Below are 19,344 nucleotides of genomic sequence, written 5' to 3'. Positions count from 1 at the left end.
GGCGCGATCGGACGGCGCCGGGGTCCGCCATTTTCGCGGTTCCGGCGCGCGGGGGCTACTGCGGGCAAAAAAGAAGGGCGCGACCGCGAGGCCGCGCCCTTCGGGTTTCCGGTTGCGGCCGCTTACTTCACTTCAAAGTCGCGCGACTGCACGACCTTACCGTCGAGCATGATTTCGACGCGGTACTTCCCGGTCGGCCAGGGATTGCTGTTGGTGATCTCGAAGTCCCAGGTCTGGTCGCCCTTGAGCTGGACGTCGCGGGCTTCTTCGTTGACGGTCTGGCTGCTGTCGACATGCGTCCATTTCGCGCCGACCTTCGCCGGCACGGTGGCGGTCGCATCGGCGACGTGCGTGCCGACGGCGGCAATGATCTTGTCCTTCGTCGCGAAGGTGGTCATCGGCGCAGCGATCTTCATGTCGGCGCCGGCGGCCTTGCCGAGATCGACGGACGTGACGCTCGCGGTGGCGGCGGACGCCGTCGGCGCCGGAGCGGGCGCCGGCAGCGTGGCGGCCGGCGCCGGCGCGTTGGTGCTCGGCGTTTCGTAGGCTTCTTTCTTCTTGCAGCCGGCGAGGGCGAGGGTGGCGAGCAGGGCGGCGGCGAGCGGAAGCAGGACGCGATTGCGGTTCATGGGGGAGCTCCTTGCAGGGACGTGCTGGATTTTTTCGGGGTTCAACGCGGCGCGTCGGGCTGGCCGTCGCCGTCGGCATCGATCGCCGGAATCTGGAGGATCTGGCCGGGCTGGATGCGGTCGGGGTCGTCGAGCTGGTCGCGGTTGGCATCGAAGATCGCCTTCCACTTGCTCGCGCGGCCGTAGTGTTGCTTCGCGATGTGCGAAAGCGTGTCGCCCTTCTGGACGGTGTAGGTCGTGTTCTGCGGCGTCAGGCCTTCGCCACGCACGGTGCCCTGGACGCCACTGAAGTCGGGCTTTTCCGGCACCACGCCTTCGGTCCCGCGGACGGTGCCCTGCACGCCGCTGAAGTCGGGCTTCTTTTCGTTGGTCATGGACAGTGCTCCCCCCGGCGACGGGGGCGGCCGGGGACCAAGGCAGGGAAGCACGGCCCTCGTTAAGCGCGCTTCATGACTTCGGTGCGCACGGCCTCACTGGCGCAGCGCGCGCACGGCCGCGGGAGGCGACAGGCCCGGCGTGCCGCGCCAGGGATTGATGTCCAGGCCGCCGCGGCGCGTGTAGAGCGCTTCGACCGAGAGCTGTTCCGGGCGACAGTGCTTCACCAGGTCGGTGAAGATGCGTTCGACGCACTGCTCGTGGAATTCGGCGTGGTCGCGGAAGCTGACGAGATAGCGCAGCAGGCCTTCGGCTTCGATGCGCGGGCCGCGATAGTCGATGCGCACTTCGGCCCAGTCGGGCTGGCCCGTGACCGGGCAGTTGGATTTCAGCAACGCCGAACGCACGCGCGCTTCGACGACATCGCCCATGCAAGCCAGGTACGCCGCGTTCGGCGGACCGTAATCGTCGATGTCGACTTGCAGCGCGTCGAGGTCCAGCACGTCGTCTTCGTCGCCGACCATGGGCGGCAAACCGAAGCGCACGTCGACCGCCGCGCCGGCCACTTGCGCCAGGTCGGCGGCGATGCGCGCGCGCACTTCGGCCTCGCCGTCGAAGCGCGTTGCATTGAAGGAGTTCAAGTAGAGCTTCAGCGACTTGGATTCGACGAGGTTCGGCGAATCGGCGGGTACGGTGAAGGTCGCGGTCCGTACCATCGGCTTGCCCCGTGCATCGAGCCACGAAAGCTCGTAGGCATGCCAGCGGTCCTGCCCGGCGAAGGGCAGCTCGCCTTCGGACGGCAGCGACAACGCGGTGCGGCCCAGGGCGCGCGCAATCGGGAACAGCAGGCCGGGATCGTAGTGGCGCGGATAGTCGACCGGGCGGCCGAGCGGCAATTCATGGGACGTCATGCGGCCATTCTACGAGGGGGCTCGCGCTCGGCGCGTGTCCTGTGCGACGCTCGGGTGTCACCCGGGGAGTCCCACGATGGACCAGCGTTCGCAGCAACCCGCGCTCGGCGCCGTCCACGGCGAAGCCGCACTGATCCGCGCCGTCGGCACCTTCGCGCTCACCGCGGCGGTCATCAACGTCATCATCGGTGGCGGCATCTTCCGCATGCCGGCCGCACTCTCGACACAGGTCGGCGTGGCAGCGCCCATCGCGCTGATCGCCGGCGCGCTGGCCATCATCCCGATCGCATTGTGTTTCGCGGCCGTCGGCAGCCGCGTTTCCGCGACGGGTGGGCCGTATACCTATCTCACCGCCGCGTTCGGCCAGTTCGCCGGTTTCATCGCAGGCGCGCTGATGTGGATCAGCAACATCACCTCGAGCGCGGGCGTCGCCGCAGCCTTGTCCGAACAAGTCGCCAACCTCGTGCCCGCGCTTGCCGGCCCGGTGCCGCGCGCGCTGCTGATCACGGGTGTGTACGCGGCGCTGTTCGCACTCAATGCCTTCGGCGTGAAGCTCGGCGCGCGCGCGATCGTCGCGCTGGCGACGTTGAAGCTCACGCCGCTGTTCCTGCTCGCCGCGATCGGCATCTGGTTCGTCGACTGGAGCCAGGTGAGTTTCTCCGTCGGCGCCGTGCCGTCGTGGACCGCGCTCGGGGCATCGATGGCGCTGGTGATGTTTGCCTACTCCGGCATGGAAACCGCGCTCGTCCCGTCGGGCGAATTGCGCGACCCCTCGCGCAACGTGCCGCGCGCGACGGTCGCCGCGATCCTGCTGGTCGTCCTGCTGTACCTCGGCTTGCAGATCGTCGGCCAGGGCGTGCTCGGTACGACGGCGCTGGGCGCGAGCAAGGTGCCGGTGGCCGATACAGCGGGCGCGCTGTGGGGCCCGGCGCGCATAGCGCTGCTCATCACCGCCTGCATCTCGATGACCGGCTTCATGATGGGCAACCTGCTCGGCACCTCGCGCCTGGTGTATGCGCTGGGCCGCGACGGTTACCTGCCGCGCACCTTCGGCCGCGTGACCGCGACCCACCGCGTGCCGATGAATGCGTTGATCGCGCACGCCACGCCCGCATGGATCCTGGCGATCGCCGGGAGTTTCGACACGCTCGCGCTGATTTCCGGCGGCGCGATCTGCCTGGTGTACGGGCTGGTGAGCGTCGCGGCATGGTGGGCGCAGCGCAAGGATCTGCGCGAACGCGGCGACACCCCGTTCGTGTTGCCGGGCGGGCCGGTGATCCCGCTGGTCGCGATCGCATCGATGGTGCTGGTGGTGTTCACGCTGACGTCGAAGGAACTCACCGCGATCGGCGTCGCGCTCGCCGTGCTGGTTGCGATCTACGCGGGGTTGCACTTCAACCGTCGCCGCGCCGCTTAGGAGCGATGTTCCTGCGCCAGGTACTCGGACGACTGCATCTCCACCAGGCGTGAGGCCGTGCGTTCGAACGCCGCGATCAGGCGATCGCCCGAGTACAGGGCCATGGGCGATGCATCGGCGGTGCACACCAGGTTGACGTGCCGGTCGTACAACTCGTCGACCAGGTTGACGAAGCGGCGCGCGGCATCGTCGTTCGACCCTGAAAATCCCGGGATGCCGCCCAGCAACACCGTGTGGCATTCGCGTGCGAGTTCGATGTAGTCCGACGTGCCGCGCGGGCCTTCGCAGAGCGCCGCGAAATCGAACCACCCCATGCCCTCGGCCCGCGCACGCGCGGCGATCGTGCGGCCATCGACGATAAAGGGGTCGTCCTCGCGTGGGCAACCATGACTCAGCGTCTCCCAGCGTTCGTGCAACCACGCATCGGACTGCGCATCCAGCGGCGCGCGGTAGACCGGTGAACGCGTCAGCGCGCGCAGGCGGTAATCCTGCGGGCTGTCCAGGAACGCGACGACGCAATGGTCCTGGATCAACTGGATCGCGGGCAGGAAACGCGCACGCTGCAGGCCATCCTTGTACAGGTCGACCGGCGCGGCGTTCGAACTGGTCACCAGCACCACGCCCTCGGCGAACAGGCGTTCGAGCAGGCGCGCGAGCAACATCGCATCGCCGATGTCGCTGACGAAGAACTCATCGAGCACGATCACGCGCAGGCTTTCGCGCCATTGCTTCGCGATCGCGGTCAACGGATCGCGTTCGCCCGCATGCGCGCGCAGGCCTTCGTGCACTTCGCGCATGAAGCGATGGAAATGCGTGCGGCGCTTGTCGGGAATCGGCAGGCCGTCGTAGAACAGGTCGATCAGGAACGTCTTGCCGCGGCCCACGCCGCCCCAGAGATAAAGGCCGCGCGGCGCCGCCGGCGTGTCGTTCCCGAACAGGCGCGAGAGCAGGCCGCCGTTGCCGACCGGTGCGCGCAACGCATCGTGCAGGCGGTCGAGTTCGTGCAAGGCAGGATGTTGCGCCGCGTCGTCCTGCCAGTCGCCGCGCGCGACGCCGGCAGCGTAAGCCGCCGACGGATTCGGATGGGCGCTCATCCGTTCGTCGAATCCGGCAACCATGGACGCACGGCGGACTTGATCGCGCCGCGCAAGTCCATGAGCTTGCGGTGGAAGAAGTGGCTGGTGTCTGGCATCAAGACGAATTCGGGCTGCGGTTGCAGGGTCGCGACCCACGCCTTCACCGCCTCCGCATCGACGATTTCGTCGTCTTCGCCCTGGATCACGATCCACGGGCATTGGGGATGCGCGATGTCGTCGAAGCGCCAGCTGCGGCCCACGGGCGGTGCGATCGACAACAGCAGGCCCGGTTGCATTTCTTGCGCGCACTTGTACGAGACGTACGCGCCGAAACTGAAGCCGCCGAGCCACAGCGCGTGCGACGGGAATTTTTCGCGCGCATACGCAACGACCGTGCGCAGGTCGTCGGCTTCGCCCTGGCCTTCGTCGAACGTGCCCGCTGACTGGCCGGTGCCGCGGAAATTGAAACGGATGGTCCGCGCGCCGCATTCGCGTAGCGCGCGCGCAGCCATCGTCACCACCTTGTTGTGCATCGTGCCGCCTTCGGTGGGCAGCGGATGGCAGAGCACGGCGATGACGGGGACCTGCAGCGCGCCTGCTTCGGGATCGTCGCAGGCGGCTTCGATCGGGCCGGCGGGGCCGTCGATCATGAAGGCGTGGTCGGCTGGGGCGATGCCGGGGGGCGTGGGCGTGTTCATGCGCGAATGATGCCGCAGGGTGGGTTGGCGCCGTGGGAAGCCGGAAAGGAAAAACGCCGCCCGGAGGCGGCGTTGTTCGTAGCGCTGGCCCGGGGTCGCCGGGCGCGCGTCATTTCACGTTCGCAAGCATCCAATCGACCGTGGCCTTGACCTGCTCGTCGCTCAGCGCCGGGTTGCCGCCCTTGGGGGGCATGTGGCCGGCGTCGCCGGTGAAGCCTTCGATCGCATGCTTGTACAGCGTGTCCCTGCCCTTGCCTGCGCGCGCGCCGATGCCGGCGGCCGTCATCGTCGGGGCGCCGCCCGCGCCGGAGGTGTGGCAGCCGGTGCAGAGGTTGCCGAAGATCGTGCCGCCGTCCTTCGTGCCGCCGTAGGCGACCTGCGAGGCGGCCTTCGCGGCAGCGGAGGCCACCGCCGCGGCCTGTGCCGCGGCGCCGGTCTGGCCGGCGTAGACCGCGCCGGCGGGCGCGATGCGGGCGAGCGTGCGCTTGGCCACCGCCGGATCCTGCTCCGGCACCAGCGTGCCCTGCAGGTGATGCGCGAACACGATCAGGGAAAGGGTGAGCGCGGCCAGGAAGCCGAGCACCATCGAGAATTTCTTGAGGAAGTCGAGGTCGTAGTTGCGCACGATCCGTCCAGGGGCGCGTTGCCGCGCAAAGCCAACAAAGAGCGGGGGATTATTCCAGAAGGGCACGACGGGCGCGAGCCGCACGGCCGCCGGGCACTCCGCGATCCGAAAAATTGGCGCGCCCGGAGGGATTCGAACCCCCGACCAATGGCTTCGGAAGCCACTACTCTATCCGGCTGAGCTACGGGCGCATCGCGATGGAACACCCCACGGGGCCGCGGGGGCGCGCATTCTCGCACACAGGCGACAGGACCATGAGCTACGAACGCGACTACGCGCCGATCCCGCCGCCCCTGCCGCTGTGGCGCGATCGCTTGCGCCAGTACTGGAAACTGGTGCGCGGCGACCGGCCGATCGGCTGGCTGTTGTTGCTGTGGCCGACATGGTGGGGCCTGTGGGTCGCCGCCGAAGGCATGCCGCCGCTGTGGACCCTGATCGTCTTCACGCTGGGCGTGTGGTTGACGCGCTCGGGCGGCTGCGTGATCAACGACTACGCCGACCGTTGGCTCGACCCGCAGGTCGAGCGCACGCGCGACCGACCGCTCGCCTCGGGCCGGGTGCGGGGCCGCGAAGCGCTCATCGTGTTCGCCGCGCTGATGTTGGCCGCCTTCGCCCTCGTGCTGACGATGAATCGGCTCACGGTGTGGATGAGCGCCGTCGGCGTCGTGCTCGCCGCCAGCTATCCGTACCTCAAGCGCTATACCTACCTGCCGCAGGTCTACCTGGGCCTCGCCTTCGGATGGGGCATCCCGATGGCCTTCGCGGCGGTCCGCGGCGAAGTGCCGCCGATCGCCTGGGTGCTCTACGGCGCAAACATCCTGTGGGCCACGGCCTACGACACCTGGTACGCGATGGTCGACCGCGACGATGACCTGCGCGCCGGTGCGAAGTCGACCGCGATCCTGTTCGGCGACATGGACCTGGCCGCGCAAGGCGTGCTGTATGCAGCGACATTGTTCGCGCTGTGGCTGGTCGGCCGGCAGGCTGGCCTGGGCATGGCGTATTGGATCGGCCTCGGCATCGCCGGCGCGTTGGTCGCGTATGAATTCGCGATCGCGCGCCACCGCGAACGCGACGCGTGCTTCCGCGCCTTCCTGCACAACCAGTGGGTGGGCATGAGCGTATTTGCCGGGATCGCGGTCGCGTATTGGCAGGCCGCGCACCAGTAAGGCCGTCATGGCACGCGCGCACACACCCACGCATCGACGCGATGCGCACCCGCGCGCAACAACGCCTCGGCGGCCGCATGCAAGGTGGCGCCGGTGGTCATGACGTCGTCGACCAGGACGACATGCGCGGGAACCGCGGCATCGGACCGCACCGCGAAGGCGCGCCGCACGTTGCGCCGCCGCGTCGCCGCCGCGCGTTCCGATTGCGGTGCCGTCGCACGCGTGCGCTCCAATACGTGGGTGAGCAACGGGATCCGCAACGCACGCGACAGCGGCCGTGCGAGCTCCAGGGCCTGGTCGTAGCCGCGCGAGCGCAGGCGCCCGGTATGCAGCGGAACCGCAAGCAACGCATCGGGCGGCGGCAACCCGGCGAACGCCTCCGCCATCAGTTGCGAGAGCAGCCGGCCCGCAGCCAGGTCGTCATGGAACTTGAAGCGCGGCAGCAGCCGATCCACGGGCGCCGCATAGAGGCAGGCCGCATGGACCTCCTGCAGCGGCGGCATGCGCCGCCGGCACGTCCCGCAAGTCCCGGCATGCGGAAGCGGCAGTGCGCACCGCACGCAAGCGGCGGGCATCCGGGGCAAGGCGCGCTCGCAGGCGGCGCACAGGTCCATTCCCGCGATGCCGGGCGCGCGGCAGGCCAGGCATCGGCTGGGCCAGAGCAGGCGGCTGGCATCGTTGCGCAGCCAGAACCCGAGGCGGGCGCGGAGCCCGTCAACCTGGGGCAGCGGGCGTTGGTTGACAGCGACTGACATGGTTTCCAGACTGCCCGGCCTGTATCGCCATTGCTGTCGGGAAACTCCCATGCCTGCTGTCAGCCAAGTGCGCAACGATTGGTCCCGCGATGAGGTGCTGGCGCTTTTCGCGCTGCCCTTCACCGAATTGCTGCATCGCGCCGCCACGGTCCATCGCGAACATTTCGATCCGAGCGAAGTCCAGGTCTCGACGCTGTTGTCCGTGAAAACCGGCGGCTGCCCGGAAGACTGCGGCTATTGCCCGCAGGCCGCGCGCTACCACACGGGCGTGGAAGCCACGAAGCTGATGCGCACCGAAGATGTCGTGGCCAAGGCCCGCCAGGCGCGCGACGCCGGCGCATCGCGCTTCTGCATGGGCGCCGCGTGGCGTTCGCCGAAGGACCGCGACATCCCGAAGGTCGCCGCGATGATCCGCGAGGTGAAGGCGCTCGGCCTGGAAACCTGCGCCACGCTCGGCATGCTCACCGGCGACCAGGCCAACGCCCTGCGCGACGCCGGCCTGGATTACTACAACCACAACATCGACACCGCGCCGGATTTCTATGGCGAGATCATCCACACGCGCGAACTCCAGGATCGCCTGGACACGCTGTCGCACGTGCGCGACGCGGGCATGAAGACTTGTTGCGGCGGCATCGTCGGCATGGGCGAGTCGCGCGAACAGCGCGCCGGCCTGCTGCACACGCTCGCCACGTTGCCGGCGCACCCGGATTCGGTGCCGATCAATCGCCTCGTGCAAGTCGCCGGCACGCCGCTCGCCGGCACCGCGTTGCTCGATCCGTTCGAATTCGTCCGCACGATCGCCGTTGCCCGCCTGCTCATGCCGCGCTCGATGGTCCGCCTCTCGGCCGGTCGCGAGACGATGAGCGACGAGCTGCAGGCCCTGTGCTTCGCGGCCGGCGCCAACTCGATCTTCCACGGCGAGAAGCTGCTGACGACCGGCAACCCGGATACCGCGCACGACCAGCGGTTGTTCGAACGCCTCGGACTGCGACCCATGCACGTTGCGTCGGCCGAGGTGGCGTCAGACTGCAGCACCACCGTCCATGCCGCCATTACCGGCGAGGCCGCCTGACCCATGCGCCCGCGCTTGCATGAACGCGTCGCCGCCGCTCGCGCCCAGCGCGAGGCGCAGGCGCGTACGCGCGTTCGCCGCAGCGTCACGCGGCGCGACGGCGTCCGCTTCGAAGTCGACGGCCATTGGCTCACCGGCTTCTGCAGCAACGACTATCTCGGCCTCGCGCAGCAATTCGCGGTCGTCAACGCGATGCAGGACGCGGCCGCCCGCGACGGTGCAGGCGGCGTCGCCTCGCACCTGGTCTGCGGCCACCACGCCACCCACGACGCACTGGAACGCGAACTCGCCGACTGGTTGGGCATGCCCCGTGCGCTGCTGTTCGGCAGCGGATATCTGGCGAACCTCGCCGTCGTCCAGGCCTTCCTCGGCGACGACGACCTGTGCGTGCAGGATCGCCTCAACCACGCGAGCCTGATCGACGCCGCGCGCGTCTCGGGCTGCAAGCTCCGCCGCTACCCGCACCTGGATCCCGAAGGCGCGTTGCGCCAGTTGCGCAGCGTGCCCGATGGCGCGGCGATGCTCGCCACCGACGGCGTCTTCAGCATGGATGGCGATGTCGCGCCGATTCGCGACCTCGCCGTCATCGCGCGCGTGCAGAACGCCCTGTTCTATGTCGACGATGCGCATGGCGTCGGCGTGCTCGGCCCCGAAGGCCGGGGCACGGTGGCCGCCGCGCGGCTGGGCGTGGATGCCGCGCCGCTGCAATTGGTCACGCTCGGCAAGGCGCTCGGCAGTTACGGCGCGGCAGTGGTCGGCGACGCCGACCTGATCGCGCACCTGGAAGAAACCGCGCGCCCGTACATCTACACCACGGCGCTTCCGCCCGCGCAGGCCGCTGCGTCGCTCGCCGCGGTGAAGATCGCGCGTCGCGAACAATGGCGCCGCGAAAAACTGGCGACCTCGATCTCGCGCTTCCGCGCGGGCGCGGCGAAGCATGGCTTCGAAGTCCTGCCCTCGCATTCGCCGATCCAGCCCTTGCTGTGCGGCGACGAAACGCATGCGCTCGCCTTCGCGCAGGCGCTGGAAGCGCAGGGTTTCTGGGTCTCCGCGATCCGCCCGCCGACGGTGCCCGACGGCAAGTCGCGCTTGCGCGTCACGCTGTCGACGTTGCATTCCCCGCAGGAAATCGACGCGCTGCTCGATGCGCTCGCATGGTCGCGCGATGCCATCGGCCACGGCTTCGGAACCGACGCGCAACCACTCGCCGCCCACGCATGACCCACGGCGCGCACGACGGGCGCCGCGCACTCGCGGCCATCGGCGTCGCGTTGCTGTCGGCGCTGTTCTTCACCCTGACCTACGTGCTGAACCGCGCGGCCGCAAGCGCCGGCGGGCATTGGCTGTGGATCGCGTGCCTGCGTTACCTCATCACGCTGCCGCTGCTGTTGCCGCTCATGCCGTGGCAGGGCGGTATCGCACCCGTGTGGCGCGCGATGCGCGCGCATCCGATGGCCTGGCTGACATGCAGCACGGTCGGCTTCGTCGCCTTCTATCTGTTCCTGTCGTATGCCGCGTCGAGCGGGCCGTCGTGGCTGATCGCTGGCAGCTTCCAGTTCACGGTGGTCGCCGGGATGTTGTGTGCGCCGCTGCTGTATCGCGATGCACGGCGCAAGGTGCCGAAGGCAGCGCTCGGTGTCGGCGGCGTCATCCTCGCGGGCGTCGTGCTGCTGCAATTGGGCTATGCGCAAGGTCACCTGGATCGCGCGGCGTGGATCGCACTGGCCTGCGTGCTGGTTTCCGCGACGCTGTACCCGATCGGCAATCGCTTGTTGCTGTTGCACCTGGAACGCACCGGCGAACACCTCAATGCCACGCAACGCGTCTTCGGCATGACGCTCGCGAGCCAGCCGGCCTGGATCCTGGTGGCCGCATTCGCGTTCCAGCACGTCGGCGCGCCGATGCTTTCGCAGGCCTGGCTCGCCGCCGGCGTGGCGCTGGGCGCGGGCATCATCGCGACGATCCTGTTCTTCCAGGCGACCGGCATGGTGCGCGACCAGCCCGCCGCGCTCGGCGCCGCCGAAGCGATGCAGGCCGCGGAATTGTTGTTCGCGATGGTGCTTGGTGCCTTGTTCCTCGGCGAACGATGGCCGCGCGGCATCGCACTGTGGGGCGCCTGCCTGGTCGTCGCCGGCATCGGCTTGTTCGCGTGGCTGGTCTCGCGCCCGAGGGCGGTGCCCATGGTGCTGGCCGAGGAGCCGCACGCATGAGCCTGCATGTCGATGTCGTCGGCAAGGGTCCGCCGCTGGTGCTGCTGCACGGCTGGGCGATGCATGGCGGCGTGTTCGCGCCGCTGGTCGCGCGTCTGCGTGACCGCTTCACGTTGCACGTCGTCGACTTGCCGGGCCACGGGCGTTCGCGGGATTGCGACGTCCCGTTGGCACTGGATGCCTGCGTGGATGCGATCGCAGCGCACGTCCCGGCCGCGCCGTGGTGCGGTTGGTCGCTCGGCGGCCTGTTCGCGTTGCATGCCGCGATCGAGCGCCCGAACGACGCGACCGCCGCCGCGCTGATCTGCGCCAGCGCGCATTTCGTGCGCAGCGACGACTGGCGTTACGGCGTGTCGCCCGAAATCTTCCGCGATTTCGCCACCGGGCTGCGCAGTGATTACCGCGGCACGCTCGATCGCTTCGTCGCACTGGAAGCATTCGGTTCGGACCATGCGAAAGAGGAAGTGCGCGCGCTGCGCGACGACTTGTTCTCGCGCGGCGAGCCCGCCGCAAACGTCCTCGCCGATGGCCTGGAGCTGCTGAAGACCGCCGACCTGCGCGCAGCGATGCCGCGCTTGTCCTCGCCCAGCCTCTGGCTCGCCGGCCGTCGCGATCGGCTCGTCGATGCGCGCGCCATGCGCGACAGCGCCGCGCTCGCGGGCGGCGCGACGCAGGTCCATGTCGTCGACCACGCGGGGCACGCGCCTTTTCTCACGCACGCGGACGTGGTCGCCGCGCATCTCACGGACTTCCTGGCCGCATGAGCAGTCTGTTCGACAAGCGACACGTCCGCCGCGCGTTCTCGCGTTCGGCCGGCAGTTACGACGCCGCCGCCGGCTTGCAACACGAAGTGGAAGCGCGCCTGCTCGAATCGCTGGATTACCTCGACGACCCCAAGCTCGACCTTCCGAAGCCGAACGTCGTGCTCGATCTCGGCGCCGGCCCCGGTCGCGGGAGCGCCGCGATGCGCAAGCGCTGGCCGAAGGCGCGCATCGTCGCGGTCGATCTGGCCTTGCCGATGTTGCGTGAAGCAGGCAAGCGCAGCGGATGGTGGCGACCGTTCGATCGCGTGAACGCCGACGTGCGGGCACTGCCCTTCGCCGAAGGCAGCGTCGATGTGCTGTTCTCGAATCTGTGCGTGCAATGGGTCGAGGACCTGCCGGCGGCATTCGCCGGATTCCGTCGCGTGTTGAAGCCCGGCGGCCTGTTGCTCGTTTCCACCTTCGGGCCGGGGACGCTGCAGGAATTGCGCGATGCGTTCTCGCACGCCGACGCCACGCCGCATGTCTCGCCGTTCGCCACCATCGCGCAGTTCGGCGATGCACTGGTGCATGCCGGCTTCAAGAACCCCGTGCTCGACCGCGATGCCTACACCACGCGCTACGCAGACCTGGCCGCGCTGATGCGCGAGCAACGTGCGATCGGCGCGACCAACGCCTTGCAGACGCGGCGCCACACCCTGACGGGCCGGGCGCGTTTCGCCGCGGCCGCGCGGGCGTACGACGCCTTCCGCCTGGAAGACGGCAGCCTTCCCGCCACGTGGGAGGTCATCACGGCGATGGCCTGGGCACCGCCGCCCGGCGCGCCGATCCGCGAAGGCGGGTTCGAAGTCACCAGCGTCCCCGTCTCCGCGATTCCCGTGCGGCGCCGCCCCCGCTGAGCCGCGCGGTGGCGCCGTTCACGGAGCTGCCGTTACTGTTGCGCGGTTCAGGAGCAGGCACATCATGCGGAAGACGTTGGCGATCACGGGCCTTGCGCTGGTGCTGACAGGATGCGGGGGCGAATCGACCCCGGCGCCGGTCGCGGCCGCGCCGCAGGCTTCGCGCAGCGCGCCCGCAGAAACGCCGGACCCGCGTCGCGCCGCGCTCGCGGACATCCTCACCTGCCGTGATCGGGCGTTCCTGGCGCGCTCTCCCGAAGAACAGCGCGCGGCCCTGGTGTCGATCGAAGGCGTCGCGTGCGATGCATCCTCGCCCGGCGCACCGAACCGTTGCGCGATCCTCCCCGCGCTGAAGGTCGGCGGCGCCGACATCGCCTGGTTCGTCATCGGAACGCCGAACGAAGACCTCACGCCCATCGTCCTGCCCGCGCCACCCGAAGCGTTGCGCAATGCGATGCCCGCCGGCAGCGGCGCGTTGTCGCCGGGCACGGACCTCGGCGATACGACGGTGGAGTGCGCGATGCGCGACGGCGCGCTCGCCAAGGGCGCGATCAGCGGCACCGTCCTGCGCGGCGGCGACGAAGGCAGCGCGATGCGCGTGTGTGCATTCGAACTCGCCGAAGGCATGCCGATCTGCACGCAGACGGCGCGTGGCCAGCGGACCTTCAAGCTCGACCTGCAGCGCGGTGATTACCTCGTGCTCGCCATCCCGGCCGACCAACACGACACACGCGTGGGTTACAGCGAATGCGATGCGCCGTTCGTCGGTGAGAGCCGGGACCCGCGAAAGACCGACGCCACACCGTGTTCGCACGAGTTGAAAGTCGTCACCGTGCGTGCGGGCGAAACCACGACGGGCGTCGACCCCGCCGACCTGCGCGAGCTCGGGGAAGCGGGCGACTGGCCGCAACCGCCGCCGGCCGAATGAGGCGCTCGCGCAAAGCCTGCTGACAGCAGGCTGTCAGCAGCCCCGGCGCACGCTGTCGGTCTTCCCGCAAGGAGCGCCGCCGTGATCGTCGAACTGCCCGCCGTTGAACAACGCGTTGTCGAGTCGACTGCGCCGCAGCGCATCGAGACCACCTGCTCGCCCATCGTCGAACTGCGCCAGTACACGCTCCACCCCGGCCGGCGCGATGCCCTGATCGCCCTGTTCGAACGGGAGTTCCTCGATACGCAGGAAGCCACCGGCATCCGGGTGCTCGGGCAATTCCGCGACCTGGATGCCCCCGATCGCTTCGTGTGGTTGCGCGGTTTTTCCGACATGGTGCAGCGCCGCGCCAGCCTCGAACATTTCTACACCGGCCAGGCATGGCACGCGCATCGCGACGCGGCCAACGCGACGATGATCGATTCTGACGACGTGCTGCTGCTCAAGCCTGTCGCACCCGCGTCCGGTTTCGCGCTCGATGTGTCGATGCCGCACGTGCTGCATGCACCGGACCACGGCGGGCTGATCGTCGCGACGATCTACGCATTCGACGCGCCGGTCGACATGGATTTCCTCGAATTCTTCGCCGCCGACCTGCATCCCGCCGTTTCGGCTGCGGGTGCGCGCGTGATCGCGAGCTTCGCGACCGAATCGGCCCCCAACACCTGGCCGCGCCTGCCCGTGCGCGAAGGCGAGCATGTCTTCGTGTGGTTCGCACGCTTCGAGGATCAGGCGGGGTATGCGCGTTATCGCGAGGCCCTGGTCGCCGCAGCGGGTTGGCGCGCGATCGCCGTCTCGCTCGCACGACGCCTGCTGGGACCGCCGCAGGTGCTGCGCCTGGCGCCGACCTCGCGTTCCCGCCTCCGCTGAGGCGATCATGCGCGCATGCGCCGCGCCGATCGCCTCTTCCTCCTGGTCAACGCCCTGCGCGGCCGTCGCGCCGCGGTGGCGGCGCACGCGCTCGCCGAATCGCTCGGCGTGTCGCTGCGCACGGTGTATCGCGACGTCGCCGATCTCCAGCGCTCCGGCGTACCGATCGAAGGCGAGGCCGGCGTGGGATACGTGCTGCGCAAGGGCGCGGACATTCCGCCGCTGATGTTCACCGCGGACGAACTCGAAGCCCTCGTCGTCGGCACGCGTTTCGTTCGCGCATTCGGCGGCACGCGGCTCGGTGCGTCGGCGAAGGCGGCGTTGCTCAAGATCGAAGCGGTGCTGCCGCCGGAGCTGCACGCGCGCAGCGAACGCAGCCGCATCTTCGCGCCGGAAGTCGCGCGCCTGGAATCCAGCGGCCTGATCGATCGCCTGCACGCGGCGATCGAAGCGCGGCACGTCTTGCGACTGGACTATCGCGACCAGGACAACCAAACCAGCGCGCGCGAGATCGAACCCTTGTGCCTGGCCTTCTGGGGCGGCAGTTGGACGATCGGCGCGTGGTGCCGCTTGCGCGCGGACTTCCGCAGCTTCCGTCCCGATCGCATCCACGCGATCGGGGAAACGGGCGAGGTGTTCGAAGACGATGCCGCGCGCGGATTGGAAGCGTATCTGCGCCGCGTGGGCGGCGCCTAGACGTCGCCGTCGTTGAGCCAGCCTTCGCCGGTGCCCTTGTTGAAAACGACGTCGCTGCGCTGCACGTCGCCCGCCGGGTACGAGTCTTCCTTCGCCAGCCGCTCGTAGATCGGCGTGAAGTCCGGGCGCGTGGCTTCCATCAACTGCTCGTAGCTGTCGATGACGAAGTACGTCTTCTGGTAGGTGTCGATGCGATAGCGCGTGCGCATGATGCGTTCGAGATCGAAGCCGATGCGGTTCGGCGCCGCGCTTTCGAGGCAGTGGATCGACTCGCCCTTCGAACTGACGATCCCGCTGCCGTAGATGCGCAGCCCGTCGTCCTGCTTGATCAGCCCGAATTCCACCGTGTACCAGTACAGGCGCGTGAGGTTGACCAGCGCTTCGGGCCCGATGCCATGCGCTTTCACGCCGCCCCGCCCGTAGGCTTCCATGTAATCGGCGAACACCGGGTTCATGAGCAGCGGCACGTGGCCGAACAGGTCATGGAACAGGTCGGGTTCGCTGAGGTAATCGAGCTGCTCGGGTTTGCGGATCCACCAGGTCACCGGAAAGCGGCGGTTGGCCAGATGCTCGAAGAAGGTCAGTTCCGGCAGCAGGCCTTCGACCCCGATCAGCTCCCAACCGGTCGTCTTGCGCAGCACTGCGTTGAGATCGTCGAACTTCGGGATGCGGTCGGGCGTCATGCCCATCGCGCGTTGGTTGCGCAGGAACTCGTCGCTCGCGCGGCCGACCAGCACTTGTTGCTGGCGCGCGAACAAGGTCGACCACACCTCGTGGTCGCTCGCCGTGTAGCTCGACCACGGTTGCTCAACCACGGCCGTCGTATAAACCGGCACGTAGCCCTTGTCGGTGAGCTGGTGTTCGATGCGGTTCGGGCTGGCAGCCGTCGGGGAAGCAGTCGTATTCATGGGCCCATGCTAGCCCTGCGTGGCGCAAGGCGTTTGCGATCTTGGGCCGATGCTCGGGCCGGAACCATGATCCCGGCGCGAAAATCGGGTGAAAGGGCGATTCTGGCGCCAACCGGTCGCCCGGGCGGGGTCCGGGTCATCACGGTCTCAAACGACCCGGCAGGCACTGGCGCGTTCGGGAAACTGAACGCCACTTTTCACGAAACGGCAGCGAACGCGGCCCGATCATCCGCACATGGCCCCGTTTTCGGCTCGAAAATCCGTCGACCCCGGCACCGGCGAGGCGCATCGGACGGCCGCTGCGCTCATGCGCGCATTCGCGCAACGGACCGGCGTGATCGGCCACGCGCCACCGCAGCGCTACCTGTGGACCGATGCGTTTGCCGTCTGCAATTTCCTCGCGCTCGATGAGCCCGATTGCGCCGAGCGCCTTATCGAACAGGTCCATTCGATCCTCGCCCGCCATCGCCCCGACGACGCGCGCACCGGATGGATCGGCGGCATGGATGCGGAAACCGCGCGCGTGCATCCCACGCGCGGCGGGCTGCGCATCGGCAAACCGCTGGGCGAGCGCGCAGCCGATGCACCGTTCGACGCCGAGCTGGAATGGGAGCGCGACGGCCAATACTTCCATTACCTAACCCGCTGGATGCATGCGCTCGACCAATTCGCGCGCCAGACCGGGCAAGCCGACGCGGGCCGCTGGGCGCGCGAGCTTGCGCAAACCGCGCACCGCGCTTTCACCTACACGCCAGCGCCCGGCGCGCCGATGCGCATGTACTGGAAGATGCGCATCGATCTATCGGCGCCGCTGGTGGCCACGATGGGCCAGCACGATCCACTCGACGGCCTGATCACCGACTTGCAACTGCGCGCGCATCGTCCCGCGGCGCGCGTGGGACACGGGCCCGACCTCGACGTCGAACTGCGCGAGATGGCGGCGATCGTCGCGGGCACCAACCTGCTCACCGACGATCCGCTCGGCATCGGCGGCTTGCTCGTCGATGCCTATCGCCTCGCGCAATTGCTGCGCGTGCGGCCCGGCGACAACCCGCTGCTGGGCCTGGTGGCGGGCGCGGCGGCGAATGGTTTGGCGCGCTATCTGGCGACGCAACCCTTCGCGCGGCCGCTCGCGCATCGCCTGGCCTTCCGCGAACTGGGCCTGGCGATCGGACTGCAGGCAGTCACGCGCCTGTGGTGCGTGCTCGAACGCGACGCCGCGTCGCTGGATGCGCAACCGAATTTGCGCAACGCGCTAGATCAGCTCATCGCGCAGGTCCCGCTCGCGCGCACGCTCACGCAGACCTGGTGCGAAGTGGAACACAGCCGCGATCCGCAGTGGCGCACGCACGAGGACATCAACGCGGTGATGCTCGCCACCGCGCTAGTGCCGACGGGCTACATCGAGCTCGGGGAGTCGGGCTCCACGGGCTCTTCGGATTCGTCTTCCCAGCTGTAACGCTGCCGCGGCGCCGGCGGATCCGCGTGGCGGAACGCGATCGCCGCCGCGATCCCGCCGAGCGCGCCGCCCAGGTGCGATTGCCAGGAAATCGTCGGATCGTGCGGCAACACCGTCACGAGCATGCCGCCGGAGAACACGAACGCGATCATCGCCGCGGCGACGGACGCACGATCGCGCCGCAGCAGGCCGAGCGTCGCAACCAGGTAGGCCAGCCCCTGCAACACGCCGCTCGCGCCGAGGTGGTGCGACCCGGTTTCGCCGAGAAACCAGGCCGCCACGCCGGAACCGATCCACGCGATGGGCACCGCGCGCACCGTCGCACGCGGATACACGCTGCCGGCCAGCGCGCCGAGGAGCAGCAGCGCGGCGATGTTCGAGAGCAGGTGATCGGGCGAACCATGCAACAAGGGCGCGGTGAGAACGCCGAGCCAGCCGGCCGCCGTGCCCGGCGTCACCGCGAGTGCATCGACGGGCAGGAAGCCCTGGCAGGCGTACACGACCGAGAGCGCGAATGCGGAGGCCAGGGTCCACGTCACCGCGCGCTGCAGGCGTCGCTTGTCGCGCAGCCGTTGGGCGTGAAGGTCGTCGGGAAGCGCGTCGGTGGGCAGGTGCATGAACGAGGAATGGCGCCGGATTGCGTTGGCACAAGGGCGCGGCGCGTAAAATGCGGCGGATGGACGCTCTCGCCCCCACTACCGTCCGCCTGCGCAATGCCTGGCGGTCCTCGCATCCCTGGATCTTCCAGAAACTCGTCGAAAAGCCCGCCGTGCGGCCCAAGCCGGGCAGCATCGTCGACGTGGTCGGCGTGGAAGGCGAGTGGATCGGCCGGGGCTTCTACAACGGCCACTCGCGCATCGCGGTGCGGATCCTCGAATCCGATCCGGCGATCGAAGTCGACGCGGGCTGGTTCACGCGCAAGATCGGCGAAGCGGTGCGCCTGCGCCGCGAGGTCCTGCAGCTCGACAAGGTGAGCGACGCCTGGCGCGTCGTGCATTCCGAAGGCGACGGCCTGAGCGGGCTGGTGGTCGACCGTTACGCCGACCTGCTCGTCGTCGAATTCTTCAGCGCCGGCATGTTTCGCCATCGGGAGTGGATCTACGAGGCGCTGCGCGAACATTTCCCCGGTTGTCGTTTCCACGCCTCCGCCGACGAACACGTGCAGAAACAGGAGTCCTTCGACTTCCGCGGCTCGGAACCGGCCAAGCCGGCGATCATCACCGAACACGGCATCAGGTTCCGCGCCGATCCCGCGGGCGCGCACAAGACCGGTTTCTTCGCCGACCAGCGCGACAACCGCGAATGGCTCTCGCACCTGTGCGAAGGCCAGCGCGTCCTCGACCTGTGCTGCAACACCGGCGGCTTCGCGGTGTACGCGGCGGCGCGCGGTGCGGCCGAAGTCGTCGGCATCGACATCGACAACGACGTCATCGAAATCGCGAAGGGCAACGCGAAACTGAACAACGTGCGCCCGCGCTTCGTGCAGGCCGACATCTTCCCGTGGCTGCGCGATGCGGGAAACAACGGCGAACGCTTCGACGTGGTGATCCTCGACCCGGCGAAGATGACGCGCGACCGCGAGCAGGTGATCCCGGCGCTCAAGAAATACCTCGACATGAACAAGCTCGCGCTGGGCGTGGTGAAGCCGGGCGGGTTGTTCGCCACCTTCTCCTGTACGGGCCTTGTAAGCGAGGAACAATTTCTCGACATGCTGCGCCGCGCCGCGTTCTATGCCGGCCGCACCGTGCAGGTGTTGAAGATCTCCGGCGCGGGCCCCGACCATCCGTTCCTTGCGCAGGCGCAGGAATCGCGCTATCTGAAGGCCGTCTTTTGCCGCGTGCTGGATTGAGTCGTCGCAGGCGCTGAGAACCACGCAGCGCATA

Annotated in this window: 21 protein-coding genes and 1 tRNA gene; 12 read left to right on the top strand and 10 right to left on the bottom strand. The window is 68.7% G+C overall.

What is annotated here, in order from left to right; all coding sequences use genetic code 11:
- Positions 1–122: 122 nt before the first annotated feature.
- The 3 genes from ACXJJ8_RS05200 to queF all read right to left on the bottom strand — a co-directional run bounded on the left by ACXJJ8_RS05200 (position 123) and on the right by queF (position 1,915).
- Positions 123–629 carry a hypothetical protein gene (locus ACXJJ8_RS05200; protein ID WP_499027356.1) on the bottom strand — a complete coding sequence of 169 codons (507 nt, stop codon included), beginning with the start codon at positions 627–629 and terminating at the stop codon, positions 123–125.
- A 41-nt stretch (positions 630–670) separates the two neighbouring features.
- Positions 671–1,003 carry a LysM peptidoglycan-binding domain-containing protein gene (locus ACXJJ8_RS05195; RefSeq protein WP_499027354.1) on the bottom strand — a complete coding sequence of 111 codons (333 nt, stop codon included), beginning with the start codon at positions 1,001–1,003 and terminating at the stop codon, positions 671–673.
- A gap of 96 nt (positions 1,004–1,099) precedes the next feature.
- On the bottom strand, positions 1,100–1,915 hold the full coding sequence (gene queF / locus ACXJJ8_RS05190) for an NADPH-dependent 7-cyano-7-deazaguanine reductase QueF (protein WP_499027352.1): 816 nt from the start codon (positions 1,913–1,915) through the stop codon (positions 1,100–1,102).
- A gap of 76 nt (positions 1,916–1,991) precedes the next feature.
- Between queF and ACXJJ8_RS05185 the strand changes: the two genes are divergently transcribed.
- Positions 1,992–3,332, top strand: coding sequence for an APC family permease (locus ACXJJ8_RS05185; RefSeq protein WP_499027350.1), 1,341 nt, complete (start codon positions 1,992–1,994; stop codon positions 3,330–3,332).
- Here the strand turns inward: ACXJJ8_RS05185 and zapE are convergent.
- The 4 genes from zapE to ACXJJ8_RS05165 form a co-directional block, all read right to left on the bottom strand.
- Positions 3,329–4,426: a cell division protein ZapE gene (zapE, locus tag ACXJJ8_RS05180; protein ID WP_499027348.1), complete on the bottom strand. Its 1,098-nt coding sequence runs from the start codon at positions 4,424–4,426 to the stop codon at positions 3,329–3,331. The two genes, ACXJJ8_RS05185 and zapE, sit on opposite strands and share 4 nt — an antisense overlap.
- Complete coding sequence (locus ACXJJ8_RS05175; RefSeq protein ID WP_499027346.1) at positions 4,423–5,106, bottom strand: alpha/beta hydrolase; 684 nt, start codon at positions 5,104–5,106, stop codon at positions 4,423–4,425. The genes zapE and ACXJJ8_RS05175 overlap by 4 nt, the downstream gene beginning before the upstream one ends.
- Positions 5,107–5,215: 109 nt before the next feature.
- Complete coding sequence (locus ACXJJ8_RS05170) at positions 5,216–5,731, bottom strand: c-type cytochrome (protein WP_499027344.1); 516 nt, start codon at positions 5,729–5,731, stop codon at positions 5,216–5,218.
- A gap of 114 nt (positions 5,732–5,845) precedes the next feature.
- A tRNA-Arg gene (locus ACXJJ8_RS05165) sits at positions 5,846–5,922 on the bottom strand.
- A gap of 63 nt (positions 5,923–5,985) precedes the next feature.
- On the opposite strand from ACXJJ8_RS05165, the gene ubiA reads away from it, so the two are divergent.
- Positions 5,986–6,900, top strand: a complete 915-nt coding sequence (gene ubiA, locus ACXJJ8_RS05160) for a 4-hydroxybenzoate octaprenyltransferase (RefSeq protein ID WP_499027342.1) — start codon at positions 5,986–5,988, stop codon at positions 6,898–6,900.
- Positions 6,901–6,905: 5 nt separating this feature from the next.
- On the opposite strand, the gene ACXJJ8_RS05155 is transcribed toward ubiA, so the two are convergent.
- On the bottom strand, positions 6,906–7,655 hold the full coding sequence (locus ACXJJ8_RS05155) for a ComF family protein (protein ID WP_499027340.1): 750 nt from the start codon (positions 7,653–7,655) through the stop codon (positions 6,906–6,908).
- Positions 7,656–7,704: 49 nt separating this feature from the next.
- Here ACXJJ8_RS05155 and bioB point away from each other — a divergent pair, with 49 nt between their 5' ends.
- The 8 genes from bioB to ACXJJ8_RS05115 all read left to right on the top strand — a co-directional run bounded on the left by bioB (position 7,705) and on the right by ACXJJ8_RS05115 (position 15,094).
- Complete coding sequence (gene bioB, locus ACXJJ8_RS05150; protein WP_499027339.1) at positions 7,705–8,730, top strand: biotin synthase BioB; 1,026 nt, start codon at positions 7,705–7,707, stop codon at positions 8,728–8,730.
- Between the two features lie 3 nt (positions 8,731–8,733).
- Positions 8,734–9,951 carry an 8-amino-7-oxononanoate synthase gene (gene bioF, locus ACXJJ8_RS05145; RefSeq protein ID WP_499027336.1) on the top strand — a complete coding sequence of 406 codons (1,218 nt, stop codon included), beginning with the start codon at positions 8,734–8,736 and terminating at the stop codon, positions 9,949–9,951.
- Complete coding sequence (locus ACXJJ8_RS05140) at positions 9,948–10,940, top strand: multidrug resistance efflux transporter family protein (protein ID WP_499027333.1); 993 nt, start codon at positions 9,948–9,950, stop codon at positions 10,938–10,940. The genes bioF and ACXJJ8_RS05140 overlap by 4 nt, the downstream gene beginning before the upstream one ends.
- Positions 10,941–10,942: 2 nt before the next feature.
- Positions 10,943–11,704 carry a pimeloyl-ACP methyl ester esterase BioH gene (gene bioH / locus ACXJJ8_RS05135; protein WP_499028578.1) on the top strand — a complete coding sequence of 254 codons (762 nt, stop codon included), beginning with the start codon at positions 10,943–10,945 and terminating at the stop codon, positions 11,702–11,704.
- Positions 11,701–12,600, top strand: coding sequence for a malonyl-ACP O-methyltransferase BioC (bioC, locus tag ACXJJ8_RS05130; RefSeq protein WP_499027331.1), 900 nt, complete (start codon positions 11,701–11,703; stop codon positions 12,598–12,600). Before bioH ends, bioC begins: the two co-directional genes overlap by 4 nt.
- 64 nt (positions 12,601–12,664) lie before the next feature.
- On the top strand, positions 12,665–13,528 hold the full coding sequence (locus tag ACXJJ8_RS05125) for a hypothetical protein (protein ID WP_499027329.1): 864 nt from the start codon (positions 12,665–12,667) through the stop codon (positions 13,526–13,528).
- 81 nt (positions 13,529–13,609) lie between these two features.
- Positions 13,610–14,398, top strand: a complete 789-nt coding sequence (locus ACXJJ8_RS05120) for an NIPSNAP family protein (RefSeq protein WP_499027328.1) — start codon at positions 13,610–13,612, stop codon at positions 14,396–14,398.
- 15 nt (positions 14,399–14,413) lie between these two features.
- The gene (locus ACXJJ8_RS05115; protein WP_499027326.1) at positions 14,414–15,094 is read left to right on the top strand and encodes a helix-turn-helix transcriptional regulator; all 681 of its coding nucleotides are present in this window, start codon (positions 14,414–14,416) and stop codon (positions 15,092–15,094) included.
- Here ACXJJ8_RS05115 and phhA read toward each other — a convergent pair.
- Positions 15,091–16,002 carry a phenylalanine 4-monooxygenase gene (phhA, locus tag ACXJJ8_RS05110; RefSeq protein ID WP_499027323.1) on the bottom strand — a complete coding sequence of 304 codons (912 nt, stop codon included), beginning with the start codon at positions 16,000–16,002 and terminating at the stop codon, positions 15,091–15,093. The two genes, ACXJJ8_RS05115 and phhA, sit on opposite strands and share 4 nt — an antisense overlap.
- 235 nt (positions 16,003–16,237) lie before the next feature.
- Between phhA and ACXJJ8_RS05105 the strand changes: the two genes are divergently transcribed.
- On the top strand, positions 16,238–17,461 hold the full coding sequence (locus ACXJJ8_RS05105; RefSeq protein WP_499027322.1) for a hypothetical protein: 1,224 nt from the start codon (positions 16,238–16,240) through the stop codon (positions 17,459–17,461).
- Here the strand turns inward: ACXJJ8_RS05105 and ACXJJ8_RS05100 are convergent.
- Positions 17,401–18,078: a rhomboid family intramembrane serine protease gene (locus ACXJJ8_RS05100; RefSeq protein ID WP_499027319.1), complete on the bottom strand. Its 678-nt coding sequence runs from the start codon at positions 18,076–18,078 to the stop codon at positions 17,401–17,403. The two genes, ACXJJ8_RS05105 and ACXJJ8_RS05100, sit on opposite strands and share 61 nt — an antisense overlap.
- A gap of 59 nt (positions 18,079–18,137) precedes the next feature.
- On the opposite strand from ACXJJ8_RS05100, the gene ACXJJ8_RS05095 reads away from it, so the two are divergent.
- A complete protein-coding gene (locus ACXJJ8_RS05095) occupies positions 18,138–19,310 on the top strand; it encodes a class I SAM-dependent rRNA methyltransferase (RefSeq protein ID WP_499027317.1) in 1,173 nt (390 codons plus the stop codon).
- The last annotated feature ends 34 nt before the right edge of the window (positions 19,311–19,344 follow it).

The sequence above is a fragment of the Lysobacter sp. P5_C4 genome, assembly GCF_054049695.1.
This window is presented reverse-complemented; position numbering and strand designations above follow the sequence as displayed.